Here is a 16,048-nt window from a genome sequence, read left to right as displayed (position 1 = left end):
AATTCGATGACCGCTACGCCGAGCCCTCTAGACCGGCCGCCTTCGACCTGGAGGCCGCCGCCGACCAAGCCATCGCAGCCTGCGGCGGAGACGCCCGGGAGGCGGTCAGGGCACTGCTCGTCGCCGTCGACTTTTTCGAGGCCGAGGCCGACGAGTTCCGGACGAAGGTGTCGAGAGGCTACGCCCGGGGGCGGCTCCCAGAGGCGCGCGAACGCAAGGATGAGGCAGATGTCTAAAGTGACCTACTATGTAGCTCTGCCGTTCGTTTTCTCCGACGACGGCATGGCCGCCGGCGAGGCGACGGAATGCCTGAGCGCCAACGCGCGGTGATGCGGGCGGAGGCGCTCTCCCGCAAGCCGGGACATGCCGGCGCCATCGCGTTCTCGCGGACCGGGGTATCCGTCGAGCGGATCCGGAAGTTCGGCGAGGTGGCCGGACGATCTCAACGCGCTCTGAGCGCGCGCCTGCTGACCTCGTCGTTCTCTGGACCCGATGGAGACCTACTTGCCGCCAAGGAATAAGCTGATGCGAGTGACGACGTCGGTTAGTTGATCAGCAGCAACCCGCCACCACGCCATGACCAGCCGCCCGCATCACAACCTTCCCTACACCGCAGTTAAACCCACGGAGGTGACGTTGTTCTTGACGAGGCGCTGACTTCCACAGCCACGGGGCGTTTCGTCCGCCGAATCCGGACGCCTTCCTCTTCCGCCCAAGAGGAGGCCCGGGAACCCACGGCCGCCCCCGCCGTTCGGAGTCGTGCAGCGCTGAAGGTGGACCAAATGGACGACCAAATGGACAAGGTGAAATACCGCTTGAACGAACCGCGGCTGGCGCCACGGCGCACCAAGCTGGAGATTCCCGGATGGGCCGGAAAGCGCGAGCCTCGCGCGAACGGCTCGCGCGAGCAGGTGTGGCACTGCGTGCCGTTTTCCGAGGGTGCGCAATACGGGATCGAACTATTCTTTCCCTACGATTTCGAACTCCACGTCCGCACCATGAACGGCCAATTGACCCTGGAAGCCGAGTGGGGCGAGCCGCCGGCCGGTGGCGCGGCGTGGCCGCCCTTCAGGAACTTCGGCGACAATTTCTATACCTACCAGATCCTTCTCGACCTCAAGGTCGAGAAGGGCATGGCGATCCGTACCGAACCTCACCCGCGGTTCTACACCGACCGCACCGACACCGTGCCGATCGCCGTTCCTGCGCTGATCCGCAACTGGTGGCCGATGCTATTCTTCTGCGTTTTCAAGGCGCCGCCAGAGGGCGGCCTCCATATTTTCAGGCCGAACGAGCCATTTGCCCAGATCATCGTAATTCCAGAAGAAGCGTCATTCGAAATCGAGCCGATGGGCGAAGAGGAAGCTGCCGAACGTGAACTGCAGGCCCGCCGGATCTATAACAGCCGTCCGAAGCTCGCCGCCGGCACCGAATGGACCTCGTCGACGGATACGGTGTTCGACGGCACCTACCGTCACCTGCACCGCGCAGCGAAGGAAAAAGGCCGCGCCGGTTAGACTCTTCTAGTTCGACAACGTGCGAGGGACGGCAAGCGAACGAGGCCGCTTGCGTCCGCTCACCGCATCCGATCGCGCGAACTCAATAGTCGCGTCGATAGAAGCTGTGATGGTGGTGATGATGGTGGCGATAATATCGCCGATACCGAGGCACCACCACGACCGGCGCGTCGTAGTCGCGATAGCGACGATAGAAGCTGTGATGGTGATGGTGGTGATGATGGTGGTAGAACTGAGCGAGCTGAACGTTGTCGCCAGCCCTCACGAAGGCCGATTCATCGACTGCCTGCAGGAGAGCTCCGGCATTCGGGATCGGCGCCAACAAGTCCGCATAGGAGTTCGCGTGCAAGACATCGGCCGGGGCGGGCGAAGGCGCGGCATCGGCGGCACCGAATGATCCAAGCGCTGCCACTGCGCCCAGCAGTCCCGCGATCTTCTTGTCCATACTCACTCTCCACGGTGTCGCCGGACCTACCGCCGGCACTCCGCAACGCCCGATCTTGCCTAATGTTCCCGTGAGGCCGGCATCGCCGTCCGGACTTAGGAACTGACGCGCCGGGGCTGCCGCCGCATCTGGACCGTGGCTAACCGCTCAGGAGGTCATCCGCTCGCGCCTGCTGCCCGGGGTGGCACTCAAGAAACGGCACCGGACCGCGGGCGTTGTTTGCACAGCTAAACGGACCGGAGTGACCCTAGCATGAAGACCCTTCGCTTGCGCTACGGGACGACCGCAAAAATCCTGCACTGGACGATCGTAGGTCTGCTGGCCGTGCAGTATCCGATCGGCTGGCTTATGCCGGACATCCACCGCGGCCAGACACCCGGTGCTCCGATGACCTTCCACGCCTCTATCGGAATCGTAATCCTTGCGCTGATCGTTTTGCGTTTCGTCTGGCGATTGACGCATCCGGTTGCGCCGGAAAGCTCGCTTGTCCCGTGGCAGCGCCTGAGCTCGGAGGTGGTGCACTGGATGCTCTACATTTCAGTGCTGGCGACGACCCTCACCGGCTGGCTATTCGCATCCTACCGGGGCTGGTCCCTGAAGTTTTTCTATGTCGTTCCGCTGCCAATGCTCGCGTCCGACAACGCCGCCGCCGGAAAGGCTATTGACGGGCTACACCAAGCGGCGGAGTGGTCGTTGCTGGCTCTGATAGGGATCCACCTGGCTGCCGCGTTGGCGCACATCTTCGTTTACCGCGATCGCGTGATGCAGCGGATGCTTCCGGGGTAAGTGGAGCGGACTGCAGAGAAGGAGCCGAAACGTCGTGGCCAACGTTCCGGAGTAGGAACAAACTGCCGTTTTTTCCCTTTGTATCTTGCCGGCGAAATTGCCGGAGCGGAGGGCCTTTTTGCAACGACGCCACTTGGACTGTCGCCGCCTACATCAGGGTGCTCGGCAACCGTTGCCCGCCCTGCAGGAGCATCCAATTGCATCTATGAGGCAGATCGAGCGTCCAAAGCAGCTTTGGCGGTTAGGAGCCACAAAGACGCGAATACGATCGCCCAGAAGAAGTCGATGGCGCCGAACGGCACCACAGAGCCAAGAACACGACCTGATCCAAATAGCGCAAAGACCGGGACTGCGAACGCCAGCTTTTCCAAAACGGCGAACAGCATCGCCGGTCGAAAGCGTAGCGGATCATACGCTATCATGAAAAAGATACCTTGTGCGGCGAGAGCCGTTCCCACGAAGCCATAGAAGTATTCCGGATGGGCCAAGACCCCCGTATCGACGGCGATGTTTGCCTCGAGGAAGTAGAGGGGCAATAGGACAGCGACGCCGTAAACGCCAGCAGCTGCAAAAAGCCAACGGGCCAGCTTGAGCGCCCGAACATCTTTCATTCACGAATCCTTCCCTGCGGTATGTAAAACCTTGGCGGCCAGTAGGATGCCGCCAACAAATTGTATGCATCCGCGGCAAGAAAATGGCGCCGGAAGTTGGCAGTCCTGAGCGGGGGAAGTGCGGAGGCCGCAAAACAGGTGGACAAGCCGGAGCCTCTGCATTCCGGAATCCCTGACCGTGCTAACCGCCCGCGAACGAGCCAGCGGCCCCAAGGATTCGTCTCGGCAGGAGCGATATTGATGCTGATGACGAAGTAAAGACCGAGGGCGATCCGGACCCAGCGAGGCTGGGCGATCCAGGTGCTGCAGGAGCCGGCCCATCCACGAATGCGAGGAGCACGGCTGGGCGAAGGACCGTGCCGACCCGCATGCGCGAGAGCGCGCGTTGGCTATCGCCAGGCAGGCCCCCCGACCGGATTTTCTCCGGATCAGGCGGTGGCCGCGGTCCGCGAAGTGCTGGATTCGATCGGCGACACCTGCCCCGAATGCACGCCCTAAAGCTGAGCCCGGGAGCGGACGTAATTTGTGCCGCCGCAACACGCTTGGCTATCCAAATTGCGATGTGCCCCGCGTCGTCTTCTTTATCGGCGGTCCCGATCCGCTTCATCGACGAATTCTACCGGCGTGCCCTTGGAAAGCCGTTCCGCGACGCGCTCGGCGTCCCAGTTCGTGAGACGGACACACCCGTGCGATTCCGACTTGGACACCTTTCCCGGAAACGGCGTGCCGTGGATGCCGTAGCCATCTGCCGAGAGATTGATCCACATCGAACCGACCGGATTGTTCGGGCCCGGCTTGATGACGAACGGTTTGCGCGAATGGACGCCTTTGAAGTGGTAGGTCGGGTTGTAGCGGTAGATCGGATTGCGATCGATCTCCGTCACCTTCAATGTGCCCGAGGGAGATGGCTTCTCCTCACTGCCGATCGTCGCGGGATAGAATCCAATCAGGGCGTTCGACTTGTCGAACAGTTTCACCGTCTGGCGAGACTTGTCGACTACGACCTTGGCCGCCTTCTCGGAGCCCTGCTCGGCGCCGGTGTCGATCACGACGATCGATTCTCCGGCCCGGTCGAGGTTGCGCCCTGGATTCAAGGCGGACAACAGGTCCTCGCTCATATGAAACTTCTCGGCCAAACCTTCGCGCGGGCTGGCGTAGGACAGCTTCGGGATGTCCTTCATGTCCTCCATCTTCGCGGGAAGCTTCTTGAGGAACGGTCCCGCGACGTCCTTGTCCGCGATGGTGTAGTTCATCGTCACGGGACGACCGTCCGCCGCGAGCTTCCCCCAAACCTCAGGACCGACGTCGTCCGAGGACGGCAATTGCTGCGCCTCCTCATAGGCGCGTAGGGCCTTCTTCGCATTCTCTCCGAACCTGCCATCAACCTCGCCGGGGGAGAAATGCGCCCGATCTAGCAGAACCTGCAGCCTGACCCCCGCCGGGGTCGGCTTCTCGCCCGAGAGCGTTTTCTTCGATGGCTCCGCGGTGTCGATCGCCGCAGACTTCATTTCCTTGCCGAATGCGGAGCTCGTCGCCAGCGCTAGGCAAGTAAAGATACCTCCGAAAGCCGCGCTCCTACCCAGCGCGCGAAGACGCAAGCCCATCACTTTCGATCCGCAGGCGCCTGAGCGTTTGCCTTGCTGGCGTCGGCCTTGTTCGCTTCGTGGTGACCAATCACGCAACCCGCGGCGGCGCCAAGCTTGCCGTGTCCGGCCATGTGACCAGCGACGCCACCGACGATGGCCCCTTTGATGCAGCCCTTGGCGTTGGCGGCGGGTGCCAAGGCGAACGAGATCGCGGCCACCAAGGCCACCGACATGATACATTTCATCTGCATTCTCCGAATCTGGATCTCTGCCTGGTCAACGCGTCGCGGACAAGTTCCGTTCCGACCGGATAATTCCGGCCACTCATTCCGGGCCAGGCGGTCGTGCCGGCGCCCCACGTCTCCAGCGCCGCCTTGATCCAGGGGCCGCGATGGCGAGGTCGTAGATGCCAAGCGATGTCCAGTAAGTCCCAGCTTTCGTGGCATGGAGACTGCCGGCGGCCACGACGTTGATCTTAACGCCGCCGAGCGAACCAGACTCCCAATACGAAGGCCGCCAACAGCGAGCGTAGCGGCGCTTCCAACGTCGCCTTCCGGAGCCGCTCCGCCAATTCGTCCACGGACTGCCGGAGGTCGTTTGCTTCCTCGTCCCCGACGGTGGATTCCAGGGCGACGTTCTCGAGCTCCTCCTTGGTGACCTCGATGAAGGTATTGGTGTCGACCTTGTATCCCTTCACGATGTCCTCGTTCGGGACCTCCTCAAGAAGAGCAAAGATCGCGACCTCATCCACGAAGGCGACGGACCGGCGACCGCGTCGACCTTCAGGTACTTGATCCGGTGACCAGTCGCCCGGTTCAGGTGGTTGAAGCTGATCTTCTCGGACTCGGAGGTGGCGGGTACAGCGCCACGGGCAGGTGACGAGCGACAAACGAAGGAAGCTCCTCGCCGGGCAGGACGGTTCGAATGGGGCGCGTTATGCGAGTCCTTGAGGTGTCGTGCTGGTGCGTGACAGCAGCAGGCTTGGCAATCGTCGTTGCGGTCGTCACGCTGCTCTGAAGTCGGCGGCGCGCCCGCCCCGTCAGACCGACGTCGAGGCCGCATTTAGATGCGAGACCGCCGTTACCAGTTGCGCCTGCGCGAACGGCTTTTCGACTAGGATGCTGTTCGGCACGCCTTGCGACTTCCATTCGGCGGAGTGTCCGCCCGTCATGTAGATGATCGGAAAGTCCGGATCGATCTCGCGGATCCGCCGAGCAAGGACCCAGCCATTCAGTCCGGCGCCGATGCCGATATCGGTGAGCAAGGCGCGATATCCGGAGCGGTCGTCTCGGAAGCGGGAAAGCGCCTCTCCACCGGATGGCGCGATGTCCGCCTCGAATCCGCCGTCCGCGAGAGCCTCCTCGACGATTTGCTGGATCGAGACTTCATCCTCGGCCACCAGAATGCGAACCGGATCGGTCACTCACGGCTCCTTTGCGGACAACGAGCCCGAAATGGACTATCCACCGGCGCACTCTTGGACTGATTCGAGCTCTGCCCTGCAACGAACAAGCTCCGCGTTGAGTATTGTAAGATCGGGCACTGTTAAGCCTGCCTGCTCGTCAAAGGCGGATTTGCCGGTATTCGTCTGCTCGGGTCAGGCGGTGAGCCCGCGAACGCGCGTTGACGCGAGCGCAGCGAACTTTAGGCTGCCCGCACTGTAAGGAGAAATCGGTCTACCTCTCGCTTAAGCCTGTTGCTTTCCGTGGATAGCGACTGGGCGAATGAAAGCACCTGCGTCGACGCCGACCCCGTTTCCGTTGCGCCGCGCTGGACGTTGCTGATGTTCGACGAGACCAGCTCTGTACCTTGTGCAGCTTGCTGAATGTTGCGCGAGATCTCCTGCGTCGCTGCGCCCTGCTCCTCCACGGCCGCTGCGATGGTGGAAGACACTTCCGACAGCTGCTCAATCGTGCCGGAGATCTCGTTAATGGCTTGCACCGAGTCCTGGGTGGCGGCTTGAATGCTGGATATCTGCTGCCCGATCTCACCGGTGGCCTTGGCGGTTTGCTCCGCCAGCGCTTTGACCTCGGATGCCACCACGGCAAACCCTCGACCGGCTTCGCCCGCTCGAGCGGCTTCGATTGTTGCGTTGAGAGCCAACAGATTGGTCTGACCGGCGATGGTGTTGATCAATTCGACGACGTCCCCAATCCTCGCTGCTGCTTTCGACAAGGCACCGACCTTTTCAGTTGTCGTCCTGGCTTGGTCCACGGCTTGGGAGGCCATGCGAGCAGAAGCCTGCACTTGCCGGCTGATCTCAGTCACTGAGGAGGACAACTCTTCAGTGGCCGAAGCGACCGACTGCACGTTCGTTGAGGCTTCCTCGGAGGCGGAAGCGACAGTTGTTGCTAGTTGCTGAGCGTGCTCAGCCGTCGAGGTCAGGGTGCCGGCTGATGCTTCTAGTTCGGTCGAAGCAGATGAGACCGTCTCGACAATCTCGCCAACGGCAGCCTCGAACTCGCCCGCCAACCGGTGCATATCGGCCTTTCGCTGCTGCACCTGACGCTGTTCGAGCTCCAGCTGCTCTGCTCGCAAGCGTTCCGCATCGAGCATGCTGTTCTTGAAGACCTCGACAGAGCCGGCCATCTCACCGATCTCGTCCTTGCGAGCAAGCCCGGGGATCGCAGTTTTAAGATCCCCGCCGGCGAGTCGGCTCATGGCGGAAGCAATCGAGACCAATGCGCGAGAGACGGATCTGCCGATAATGAATGACACTCCAGAGACGGCGAGGACTGCCAGGGCGAAGGCGACTAGCATCCAGGTCCCCACCGAACTACGAGTTTTTTGTTCGCTGGCCTCGGCTGTTGCGGAGAGGCGATCTACATTTTGCTCCACCTCCGCGATAACCGGCTCGATCTCATGAAAGCTCTTCGACATGGCCGTGCCGTGACGCGCGATCTCCTGTGCACCCTCTGCCCAGGCCGCGAAGTCTGCCTGGTACTTCTGCAGCTTCTCGGTGATTTCAGCCCTGAGCGAAGGCGCTATCTGGGCGCGCTCCATGGCCTTAACGAGTTCGCCCTCCGTCTCTTTCAACTCCCTCACGTATTTCGGGTCGCGGCGCAACATAAAATCCTTTTCATGCCGCCGCATCATTAGCATGGCGCTTGTCAGTCTCGGCTCGTCGATCTCCTTCAGTTTCGCTTCGATATTGTGAACGGCTGTGCGCAACGAGCCGGACAATCCTTGGGTCTCATTTAGTCCAAGCCGGCTTTCCGCCTCTGCGAGCTCCTTAAAATCCTTCGCGTAGGCGGCGAAGCCACGCTGGGCCGCCTCGATCTTCTCGAGCATTGCGCCGTAACCACCGGTACGAAGCAGTATTTTGAGCCGTTCGAAATCGCCGCTGATCTTAGTAGCGAGTTCAGCGTGATGCCTGGAGTAGGAAGGTTCGCGGCGAAGCTGGAAATCCTTTTCGGCCCGGCGCGCTTCCAGCATGGAAATCGAAAGCCGCGTGTTGAGGTTGGCGATGGCGCGGCCTTCGTCGGCGAGCAGTCGTGAGCGATCCTGTGAGGCTGTCCCGATCTGGTAGATTGCGCCGACGGCGAGCAACCCGAGCAATCCAAGTACGCCGATAGCCATGATCTTGTGAGTTAGACGAAGTGAGAAGGTGCCCATCGAACGTTTCCCCTGAGTCACAGGCCGCGACAGACCAACTGGTGCCGCTTAATTGAGCAATCCTACCATCGGGAATTTTAGGCAACGTTAACCGCAGCCTGTTGCGAAGCCGGTAAAATACGGGAAACACTACAGAATTCGGCAAGCCGAGCGTGCAAGTCTCGTCAAGACACGCACTGCTCCATGCGTTGCGCCGGCCGGGTTTCTAAGAAGCCGCGTCAGCTCGAACACCGAAATGGGGTGGAGCTTCGAAGTATAGACGCAGACGCTGGGAAACCTGAGAGCTGGTTCACACTCGGCTGGACCCTTGCCGGCTATGCTGCCGTTTTCTCGGAGGAGACCCACGATGGCCGCACTGGCGAAAGTGCTCTCACGTTCGACGGGCATACATGTCGAGGGCGAGGATCTTAAAACGATCCTGATTTTTTGCGGCGCCGGGCTTTTCCTGTCGCTTGCGGCCGCCATGACTTACGGCCTGAACATCGCGGCGGATCTGTTCTAGGCGAGGCTCCGTCACTTAGCCGGCGGCCTCAGGGGGCTGTCTGTCCACCTGCGGACGGCGGGATCGTGCAGCGGATCGTCGTCGCAGGTCGTGCAGACGTAGCGCTCCCGTCCGGGACGAGTCTGTTCGGGCGCGAGCTTCATCGGCCGCCCGCACGCCGGGCACGTCTTCCGGGCCGCATACAGCATCGCCATTTGGATTTCCCCGCTTGGACGGAATCTACTGCCGCCCGGCGCGCGAAAACAAGATACCTCCGAAGATTCTTCGTCCGGCGCCACACCCGGGTGCCGCCTGGGACGAACACAGTCCGTAGGCACTTCTTGACAGCTCGATTGCAGACTAATCAACTCCCGGCAGTGATGTTGAGGGGAGCGCGTGATGGTGCAGGAGTTCTACCAAGGTCTGGCACAACGGGTCCGTGGTATGGCAGAGACGGCGGATCCGTTCACGCGCCGCCGCCTGCTGGATTTAGCCAAGCGGTACGATTCCAAGGGCGGCACCCCGCCATCAAAGGTCTCCGAACGGCCGCTGCCGGTTTCGCGCACCGCGCCGCCGGCTTCGATCTTCACCGGACCTGGCGAGACTTGACGCAGAGGCTATTCTGATTGTCCGCGGCGCACTGCACGAAGACCGGCCGCTCCCCGGTGCTGTTCGGCGCCTCGAGCGCCAGCATACGCGAACTGTCGAACAAGGCCATCCACGCAGCAAGAGGAGCTGTCGCGGGCCTTACCAGAGAAGGAGCCAAACTGCAGCTTACACTTAATGCTCCTCCAAGCTCGATTGATTGCCTTGTGTTGGCCCGCGATATCCTAGGACGTGAACCCATAAAGCCAGAGCGATTGGCGGAGATCCGCTTTGACGCACATTTCGGACTTAAGTAGTCGGACATCACGGCAGTTCCGAAAAGCGCCAATTGCCTCGAAATGGACTCTCCGCTCCATGTCTGCTTTCCTTCCTAGTGGTCCCTCTGCAACCGATTGGCTGGTCGCGCTGAGTTCACTCGTGCCTTAACAACAGACATCTATCGAACGAGTTGGCCTGGCGCGAATAGCGGCGCATCAATCAAGACCCAGAGTCTCGAAAATGATTGGCGCGCTGGACGAGATCGGCCATGTGAGAGGCCGCATGGATCGTCAGAGGATGCTGGGTAAAGCCGGGCCGTGGAGAGATGTGGCCTGCCATTTCACGAGCCAATCGGAGTTGGTCATCCGATGCTGTCGCAAGCAGGGAAATCATCAGATTCTCCAACGCGATGACACGAATACGCAGCGTCACGAGTTCGGCGTTGGTCAGATCGGGGACTGCAATTGGATCGGTATGGGACCACGACGAATCCATGGCGGGCCCTCCGGGCCGGCGCCTCCTTCGTTGTCCCATCTGGACAGAGCACGTTGACGCTGGCTCCAGTCACTGAAGGTATCGGGGTTTTCTCGGGCCATGCGTAGCTCCTTTATGTCGCCATGAACTCGTCATCCCGGGGGGCGATCAGATCGGCATGCGATAACCGTAGAACTCGTGGTCCTCGTTATAACCGCCCTGGCCTGCGCCGAGATCGGCGAAGTCAGGCACGAATTCGACCGCTTCGATCCACTTGACCATCTTGAAACCCAACTCATTCTCGCATCGCAGCCGCAACGGAGCGCCATGCAGTACGCTGACGGGCGCGCCGTTCATCTCGTAGGCGAGGATCGTCAGCGCGTGGCGCATGTTCTCAATCTTGTGGACGTCATAATAGCGCCCGCCGTCGGCGCCGTCGGCCAGCGAATAGAACACAGCGTAGCGAGCCTCGGGCGTCGGCTTCACCAGAGCGAGGATGTCGCGCATGGCAACGCCGCCCCATTCGGCGACACCCGACCAGCCCTGGATGCAGAAATGCGTCGTGATCTGCTCCTGTTTCGGCATGGCCTTGAGGTCGGCGAGAGACAATTCCTGCGGCGCCTCCACCAGCCCGCCGATCCGCAGCCTGTAGCCGGCGAACTCCCCCGCGACGAGATCATCAAACTCCTTTGAGTTCGGCATCGTGCCGTTGGGCCAGAAATAGGGCGAGATATCCTGCTTCGTGAGCTGGGAGCGTGCATCCCAGCTTTCGGCTAATTCCATGATCCAGCCGATCATGAACGCGCCGACACGTTGGACCAGACGGGCATGCCGGATGGTGAAGGGCGAAGCCAGCAGCCATGCGATCATCAGGATTGCCATTGCCAGCACGAACAGCGGAAAACCTGTCCAGGAGGCGTTATCCACTCCGCCGAACATGTGGTTGGTGTTCTGCCTGATGCCGGTGACGAACACCATGATGCCATGTGCGAGGATGAAGCCCACGAACCAGGCAAAGGAGATGAAGTGAACCGACCGCATCGCCTGCCGGTTGAACAGCCTGCCGAACCATCCCAGCGCGTTGGAGATCGCGGGGCTCTGCATCAAACCAGTCACGATCGAAACCGGCGCTGCGACGAACACCGTGATGAAATAGCTGAGCTGCTGGAGGCCGTTGTAGCGGGTCCAGCTATGATCGACCGGAAAGTTCAGCGACGCATACTGGATCGCCGTGGACAGCGCGGCCGGGAAGACCTCCCAGGTCAACGGCACGAGCCTGCGCCATTGATCGGTTGAAAACAGCAGCGCATAAAACGCAACGCCGTTGATCAGCCACAGCAAGTTGACCGAGAAATGCCACCAGCGCGACAGCCCGAGGGTGTGGCGCAGGCCCGGAATGCCGAGCCATGTGGGCAGAGTCACGGAATCGTCCTTGGCGGTCCAGACACGCCCTTTTGGCACCGCGACTTGAAAGCGGAACCAGTCGGTCCCCGGCGTGCAATCACGGCCCGAATAGAGCCGGGGATGGTCGGCCAAAATTTGCAGGCCAGCGCGCATGATGAACAGCATGAAAAACATGTTCAGGAAGTGCTGAAGCTGCAGCCACCATGGGAATCCCGAATCAACCGACGGCGCGGCCTGCGCAATGCCGGGATGCTGTCGGATAAAGGCCTCCACGCCGGCAAGTTCGCGGAGGCTCTGAGCCAGGGCGACCAGGCAGAGCAGCGCCGCGGCGGCAATCGGCAGGCCCCACAGCGTGTTGATCCAGCGCCGCCCAATGCGGATCCGGGGCGCGATCCCGTTTTGCGGAGGCATCCAATGATTGAGGTGGATGCGATCGTCGGCATCGCTAAGCTTGGCACGAAGTGGCTCAGCCAGCGAAGATGGCGGACGCGCAGGCACGGGTCGATCGTTGCCTGTCATCGAGCGCGCCTGACAATGGAGACGTCAATCGTCCAGCTTGGTGAGCGCGGCACCCTTGTGAAAGGCGATGTGGTTCGTCTTGCTGCTCTTGATCTCGTATTGCGGATCGTCTGCGCTCGCATGAGGGTATAGCCTTTGACCTTCAACTCGCGAGTATGCACGCGGGTGATGATGCAGCTGACGCGCCCCGCCTCGGAGTTCCAACTCACGCGATCATGGATATTGAAGGTCTTCGGCACGGTCGTTCGATCCGATGCCGCAAAAGAACTGCCAAGAGGTAATTCTCGCGTTGAACGCATATTTACTTTGGCGGCAAAGGCACCAACCGGTGCACTTCCCGTCAGTTCCTTAAAAGCGCGATATCTTTCGACTAATCCAACGTGCGCTTCTGTTTCGGGCATCAGACGCTTAGGATCAACAGTGAGGCGGGCTGTCTCACCACGCCTTTGCCGCTTGGAGCGACGCCACGAACAGCTTTTTCACCATAGGGCACTCAACCAGGACGATCGTCGAGTTTGCCGATCTCTTGCGGGAATCTGGCGCCGACTTCGTTATCGACGTAAGGTCGATCCCCCGGTCGCGGACCAACCCTCAGTTCAATCGGGAAACACTCCATGCGACCCTGGAGCCCTGGCAGATCGGCTACGAGCATATCGCCGAGCTCGGCGGTCGCCGCGGAAAGTCACGCGGCGCCGGGCCTTCGCCCAATTCTTATTGGCGGGTGCAAAGTTTTCAAAACTACGCAGATTATGCCCTGACGGCGCCCTTCGCGGCCGGCCTGGCGCGGCTGCGGGAACGGGGCGGTCGGCACCGATGCGCGGTCATGTGCGCCGAAGCCGTGTGGTGGCGGTGCCACCGCCGGATCATCGCCGACTACCTTCTGGCCGCAGGCGAGCAAGTGATACACATTCTCGGGAAATCGCATGTCGATGTGGCGAGCTTCACACCCGGCGCCTTTGTTCGCAACGATAGGACGGTGGTCTATCCCGCTCAAGATACCCAAACGGAATGAGGCAAGGGCTGCGGGTTTAGCCGCTGAAGGCGATGAGCAGAGTGGCGACGATCCCGATCACGGTGAGTCCGTAGCAGCCGAAGCGAACCAGAATTATTACCACGAACCTGACACCCGAATGGACATAGTCCTCAATCACCACCTGCAGACCAAGCGCCGAATGATGAAATAGCGCGACCAGCAAGAGGATCATGCAGCTCGCAGCAAGCGGTGTCCTGATCCAGGCGGCGAAGACCGCATAATCGCTCCCGGCATGAGTGACAATTGACACGACGAACCATAGGCACAGAGGCACGAGCGCAATCGCCGAGACGCGCTGCGCCCACCAGTGCTGAGCGCCACTTTTGGCCGAACCGAGCCCAAGGGCGCGAGCCAGCGGCGAGCGGAACGAACGGCGATTCATTGGGGCCATCCCGCAATCAGCAGGCTGATCACCCATGCGATCACAGTGAGCGCTACGCTGGACACTACGACCGTCCATCCAGAAATGTAGATCGACCGAAGCTCGAAGCCGTGGACGGTGTCCCAGACGAGATGACGGATGCCACCGCACAAATGCAAGAAGAAGGCGAAGGTGCAGCCGAACAGCGCGACCTGACCGGCCCAGGATCCTATCACGCTCTGAACGACGCCATAGGCCTGGGGACCAGCCGCCGCAGCGCTTAGCCAGATCACTAGGCCCACGGCGCCGAGGCTCAGAATTAACCCAGTGATGCGGTTAGCGATCGACAACACCGATGTGAGTTGCGGCCGATAGATCTGGATATTGGGCGAAAGCGGGCGTGGACGCGCCGGCGTCGAATTGCCATCTGTGGTCCCGTTCTTGATCATTTCTCACGCTCGACGATCGCCTTCTTGATCTCAGCGATGGCCTTGCCAGGATTCAATCCTTTGGGGCAGGTCCGGGTGCAATTAAGAATGGTATGGCACCGATAAAGCCGGAATGGGTCTTCGAGCGCATCGAGCCGTTTTCCCTTCGCCTCGTCGCGGCTATCCGTCAGCCAACGCCATGCCTGCAGGAGTGCCGCAGGTCCCAGGAAGCGATTGCCGTTCCACCAGTGGCTCGGGCATCCAGAGGTGCAGCAGAAGCAAAGGATGCACTCGTAGTAACCGTCGAGCTGGCTGCGGTCCTCGGGGGATTGCAGCCGCTCCTTCTCGGGCTCCGGCGTCTTGGAATGAAGCCAAGGCTCGATCGCTGCATATTGTGCGAAGATGTGCGTTAGGTCGGGAACGAGGTCCTTGATAATCCGCAAGTTGGCGAGCGGATAGATTGTTGCGTTCGTTCCCATGTCGGAAATGAACCGCGTGCAAGCCAGCCAGTTGGTGCCATCCATGTTCATAGCGCAAGAACCGCAGACACCCTCGCGGCACGAACGGCGGAAGGCTAACGTCGAATCCACCTTGTTCTTGATCCAGAACAATGCATCAAGAACCATCGGTCCGCAGTCGTCGACGTCAACATGAAACGTGTCGAGATGGGGATTGCCGCCGGAGTCGGGATCGTAGCGATAGATCTCGAACGCCTTAACTCGCTTCGCATAGGCGGGCGCCGGCCATGTCCGCCCCTTCTCGATCCGCGATTCCGGCGTGACCTTGAAGTTTCGCGGAATGGGAAACCGCTTGAACCAGGACAGGCGAGATACTCGATCCGAGGATTCGATGATCATTGTGGATCTTGCCTTTCGCACTAGGTCGCGCCTGCGTAGAGCACAGTACACCTTTCAACTGCCGCGTCCTTGGTTCCATGCTCGAATAGGTTCCGGTCCACCCTTATCGAGATAAACCGGTGATTGTCGCCGGGAGAACTGGGTGGTTAGTCGGGCGGATCCCTCAACTTTGCCTATGACGCCGAACTCGGCCGAGTCTGTTGCGGATCAATCGCGTCGATTTTTGCACATCGGCGGCATCCGGTTAGCAGTTAATCTCGAAAAGGCGGGATGTCCAAATTTACCGGTTGAAGGCGTCCGTTTGGACGTGATTCAAGTGCCCAATCCGGAGCCTAGAATCATGCGGTATGAACTGACTGACTTTGATGGACTGCCATCAGGTCGTTCCTTCCAAACAAACCGCGTGGTATCCCCCGTGTTGACGATCGGCGCGTCCTGAACAGCATCTTTTGGGTTTTACGCTCAGGTGCTCCCTGGCGCGATCTGCCAGAAACCTATGGTCCTCGCACCACTTGCTATAATCGCTTCGTTCGGTGGCGGCAGGCCGGCATTTGGGACCGTATCATGGATGCACTGGGCGCTACGTGGCGATTGTCTGAATCAAATCGTCCCGCCCTTATCGACTGCGCAGCGCCTTGTCGAAAGAACCGGACCGGCTCTCCATCTGAGGTCCGCTATTCTGGAGGGCCACTGATCCACACCTCACGTCCACCGACCTCCAAGCGGAACCAACCGGCGTCTTCATCCCTCTAGAAAGAGTGGAGCCTCGATCCCAGGGTGCTTCCGAGGGGACCGGCCCATGCTCCGACAAACCAGCAACGAAGAAGAGGTCCTGGACCGCACCGCCGAGGTCGCGGCCACCATCGCGGAAGAAGGCCTCCGCTATGTCAGCGACTCCGCGCCTGGGTACACCCGCAAGCGGACTGGAATTACTTTCAGCTTTTACGACAAGGACGGCAAGCGCATCACCGATGCCGCCGTCATCCGACGCATCAAATCAATCGGCATCCCGCCGGCCTACGAGTCCGTGTGGATCTGCCCGTCGTCGAACGGCCACATCCAGGCAA

16 protein-coding genes and 6 pseudogenes are annotated in these 16,048 nt (G+C 60.6%); 9 read left to right on the top strand and 13 right to left on the bottom strand.

Features of this window, described 5'->3' with window-relative positions:
* Positions 1 to 228: 228 nt before the first annotated feature.
* A pseudogene (locus C7G41_RS33885) lies at positions 229 to 456 on the top strand (hypothetical protein).
* Positions 457 to 794: 338 nt separating this feature from the next.
* On the top strand, positions 795 to 1,517 hold the full coding sequence (locus C7G41_RS33880) for a hypothetical protein (RefSeq protein WP_106946597.1): 723 nt from the start codon (positions 795 to 797) through the stop codon (positions 1,515 to 1,517).
* An 82-nt stretch (positions 1,518 to 1,599) separates the two neighbouring features.
* On the opposite strand, the gene C7G41_RS33875 is transcribed toward C7G41_RS33880, so the two are convergent.
* The gene (locus tag C7G41_RS33875) at positions 1,600 to 1,962 is read right to left on the bottom strand and encodes a hypothetical protein (RefSeq protein WP_106946596.1); all 363 of its coding nucleotides are present in this window, start codon (positions 1,960 to 1,962) and stop codon (positions 1,600 to 1,602) included.
* A 252-nt stretch (positions 1,963 to 2,214) separates the two neighbouring features.
* Here C7G41_RS33875 and C7G41_RS33870 point away from each other — a divergent pair, with 252 nt between their 5' ends.
* On the top strand, positions 2,215 to 2,748 hold the full coding sequence (locus C7G41_RS33870; RefSeq protein WP_106946595.1) for a cytochrome b: 534 nt from the start codon (positions 2,215 to 2,217) through the stop codon (positions 2,746 to 2,748).
* Between the two features lie 203 nt (positions 2,749 to 2,951).
* Here C7G41_RS33870 and C7G41_RS33865 read toward each other — a convergent pair whose 3' ends face one another.
* Positions 2,952 to 3,359, bottom strand: a complete 408-nt coding sequence (locus C7G41_RS33865; protein ID WP_199198756.1) for a hypothetical protein — start codon at positions 3,357 to 3,359, stop codon at positions 2,952 to 2,954.
* Positions 3,360 to 3,629: 270 nt separating this feature from the next.
* Here C7G41_RS33865 and C7G41_RS38505 point away from each other — a divergent pair.
* Positions 3,630 to 3,857 (top strand): annotated as a pseudogene (locus C7G41_RS38505) (hypothetical protein).
* An 83-nt stretch (positions 3,858 to 3,940) separates the two neighbouring features.
* On the opposite strand, the gene C7G41_RS33855 reads toward C7G41_RS38505, so the two are convergent.
* The 5 genes and pseudogenes from C7G41_RS33855 to C7G41_RS33835 all read right to left on the bottom strand — a co-directional run bounded on the left by C7G41_RS33855 (position 3,941) and on the right by C7G41_RS33835 (position 8,560).
* Positions 3,941 to 4,867 (bottom strand): L,D-transpeptidase family protein, encoded by a 927-nt coding sequence (locus C7G41_RS33855; protein ID WP_106946594.1) that lies wholly within the window; start codon positions 4,865 to 4,867, stop codon positions 3,941 to 3,943.
* A 95-nt stretch (positions 4,868 to 4,962) separates the two neighbouring features.
* Entirely contained in the window at positions 4,963 to 5,190 is a 228-nt protein-coding gene (locus tag C7G41_RS33850) for a hypothetical protein (protein WP_106946628.1), read from the bottom strand.
* A gap of 371 nt (positions 5,191 to 5,561) precedes the next feature.
* Positions 5,562 to 5,834 (bottom strand): annotated as a pseudogene (locus C7G41_RS33845) (Ku protein); the annotation flags it as partial.
* 150 nt (positions 5,835 to 5,984) lie between these two features.
* A complete protein-coding gene (locus C7G41_RS33840; RefSeq protein ID WP_106946593.1) occupies positions 5,985 to 6,368 on the bottom strand; it encodes a response regulator in 384 nt (127 codons plus the stop codon).
* Between the two features lie 221 nt (positions 6,369 to 6,589).
* Positions 6,590 to 8,560 carry a methyl-accepting chemotaxis protein gene (locus C7G41_RS33835; RefSeq protein WP_106946592.1) on the bottom strand — a complete coding sequence of 657 codons (1,971 nt, stop codon included), beginning with the start codon at positions 8,558 to 8,560 and terminating at the stop codon, positions 6,590 to 6,592.
* 346 nt (positions 8,561 to 8,906) lie between these two features.
* On the opposite strand from C7G41_RS33835, the gene C7G41_RS38045 reads away from it, so the two are divergent.
* Together C7G41_RS38045 and C7G41_RS33825 are read left to right on the top strand one after the other, a co-directional pair.
* Entirely contained in the window at positions 8,907 to 9,062 is a 156-nt protein-coding gene (locus C7G41_RS38045; RefSeq protein WP_199198755.1) for a hypothetical protein, read from the top strand.
* A gap of 378 nt (positions 9,063 to 9,440) precedes the next feature.
* On the top strand, positions 9,441 to 9,650 hold the full coding sequence (locus tag C7G41_RS33825; protein ID WP_106946590.1) for a hypothetical protein: 210 nt from the start codon (positions 9,441 to 9,443) through the stop codon (positions 9,648 to 9,650).
* A gap of 474 nt (positions 9,651 to 10,124) precedes the next feature.
* Here the strand turns inward: C7G41_RS33825 and C7G41_RS33820 are convergent, their stop codons facing one another.
* The 3 genes and pseudogenes from C7G41_RS33820 to C7G41_RS33810 form a co-directional block, all read right to left on the bottom strand.
* On the bottom strand, positions 10,125 to 10,400 hold the full coding sequence (locus tag C7G41_RS33820) for a hypothetical protein (RefSeq protein WP_199198754.1): 276 nt from the start codon (positions 10,398 to 10,400) through the stop codon (positions 10,125 to 10,127).
* A 147-nt stretch (positions 10,401 to 10,547) separates the two neighbouring features.
* On the bottom strand, positions 10,548 to 11,936 hold the full coding sequence (locus C7G41_RS33815) for a molybdopterin-dependent oxidoreductase (protein WP_245446842.1): 1,389 nt from the start codon (positions 11,934 to 11,936) through the stop codon (positions 10,548 to 10,550).
* A gap of 390 nt (positions 11,937 to 12,326) precedes the next feature.
* Positions 12,327 to 12,541 (bottom strand): annotated as a pseudogene (locus C7G41_RS33810) (DUF2945 domain-containing protein).
* A gap of 287 nt (positions 12,542 to 12,828) precedes the next feature.
* Between C7G41_RS33810 and C7G41_RS33805 the strand changes: the two are divergent.
* Entirely contained in the window at positions 12,829 to 13,314 is a 486-nt protein-coding gene (locus tag C7G41_RS33805; RefSeq protein ID WP_245446840.1) for a DUF488 domain-containing protein, read from the top strand.
* A 16-nt stretch (positions 13,315 to 13,330) separates the two neighbouring features.
* Here the strand turns inward: C7G41_RS33805 and sdhD are convergent, their stop codons facing one another.
* Genes sdhD through C7G41_RS33790 form a run of 3 tightly spaced genes read right to left on the bottom strand, consistent with a single transcriptional unit; the run spans position 13,331 to position 14,981 of the window.
* Positions 13,331 to 13,717: a succinate dehydrogenase, hydrophobic membrane anchor protein gene (gene sdhD / locus C7G41_RS33800; RefSeq protein ID WP_106946587.1), complete on the bottom strand. Its 387-nt coding sequence runs from the start codon at positions 13,715 to 13,717 to the stop codon at positions 13,331 to 13,333.
* On the bottom strand, positions 13,714 to 14,145 hold the full coding sequence (sdhC, locus tag C7G41_RS33795) for a succinate dehydrogenase, cytochrome b556 subunit (protein ID WP_106946586.1): 432 nt from the start codon (positions 14,143 to 14,145) through the stop codon (positions 13,714 to 13,716). Before sdhC ends, sdhD begins: the two co-directional genes overlap by 4 nt.
* A complete protein-coding gene (locus tag C7G41_RS33790; protein WP_106946585.1) occupies positions 14,142 to 14,981 on the bottom strand; it encodes a succinate dehydrogenase iron-sulfur subunit in 840 nt (279 codons plus the stop codon). The genes sdhC and C7G41_RS33790 overlap by 4 nt, the downstream gene beginning before the upstream one ends.
* 340 nt (positions 14,982 to 15,321) lie before the next feature.
* On the opposite strand from C7G41_RS33790, the pseudogene C7G41_RS33785 reads away from it, so the two are divergent.
* Positions 15,322 to 15,569: pseudogene (locus C7G41_RS33785) on the top strand (transposase); the annotation flags it as partial.
* 211 nt (positions 15,570 to 15,780) lie between these two features.
* A pseudogene (locus C7G41_RS33780) lies at positions 15,781 to 16,048 on the top strand (DNA topoisomerase IB); the annotation flags it as partial.

It is taken from the genome of Bradyrhizobium sp. MOS002 (assembly GCF_003020115.1).
GTDB lineage: Bacteria > Pseudomonadota > Alphaproteobacteria > Rhizobiales > Xanthobacteraceae > Bradyrhizobium.
The sequence above is the reverse complement of the archived record's forward strand: the minus strand, read 5'-3'. Positions and strand labels throughout refer to the sequence as shown.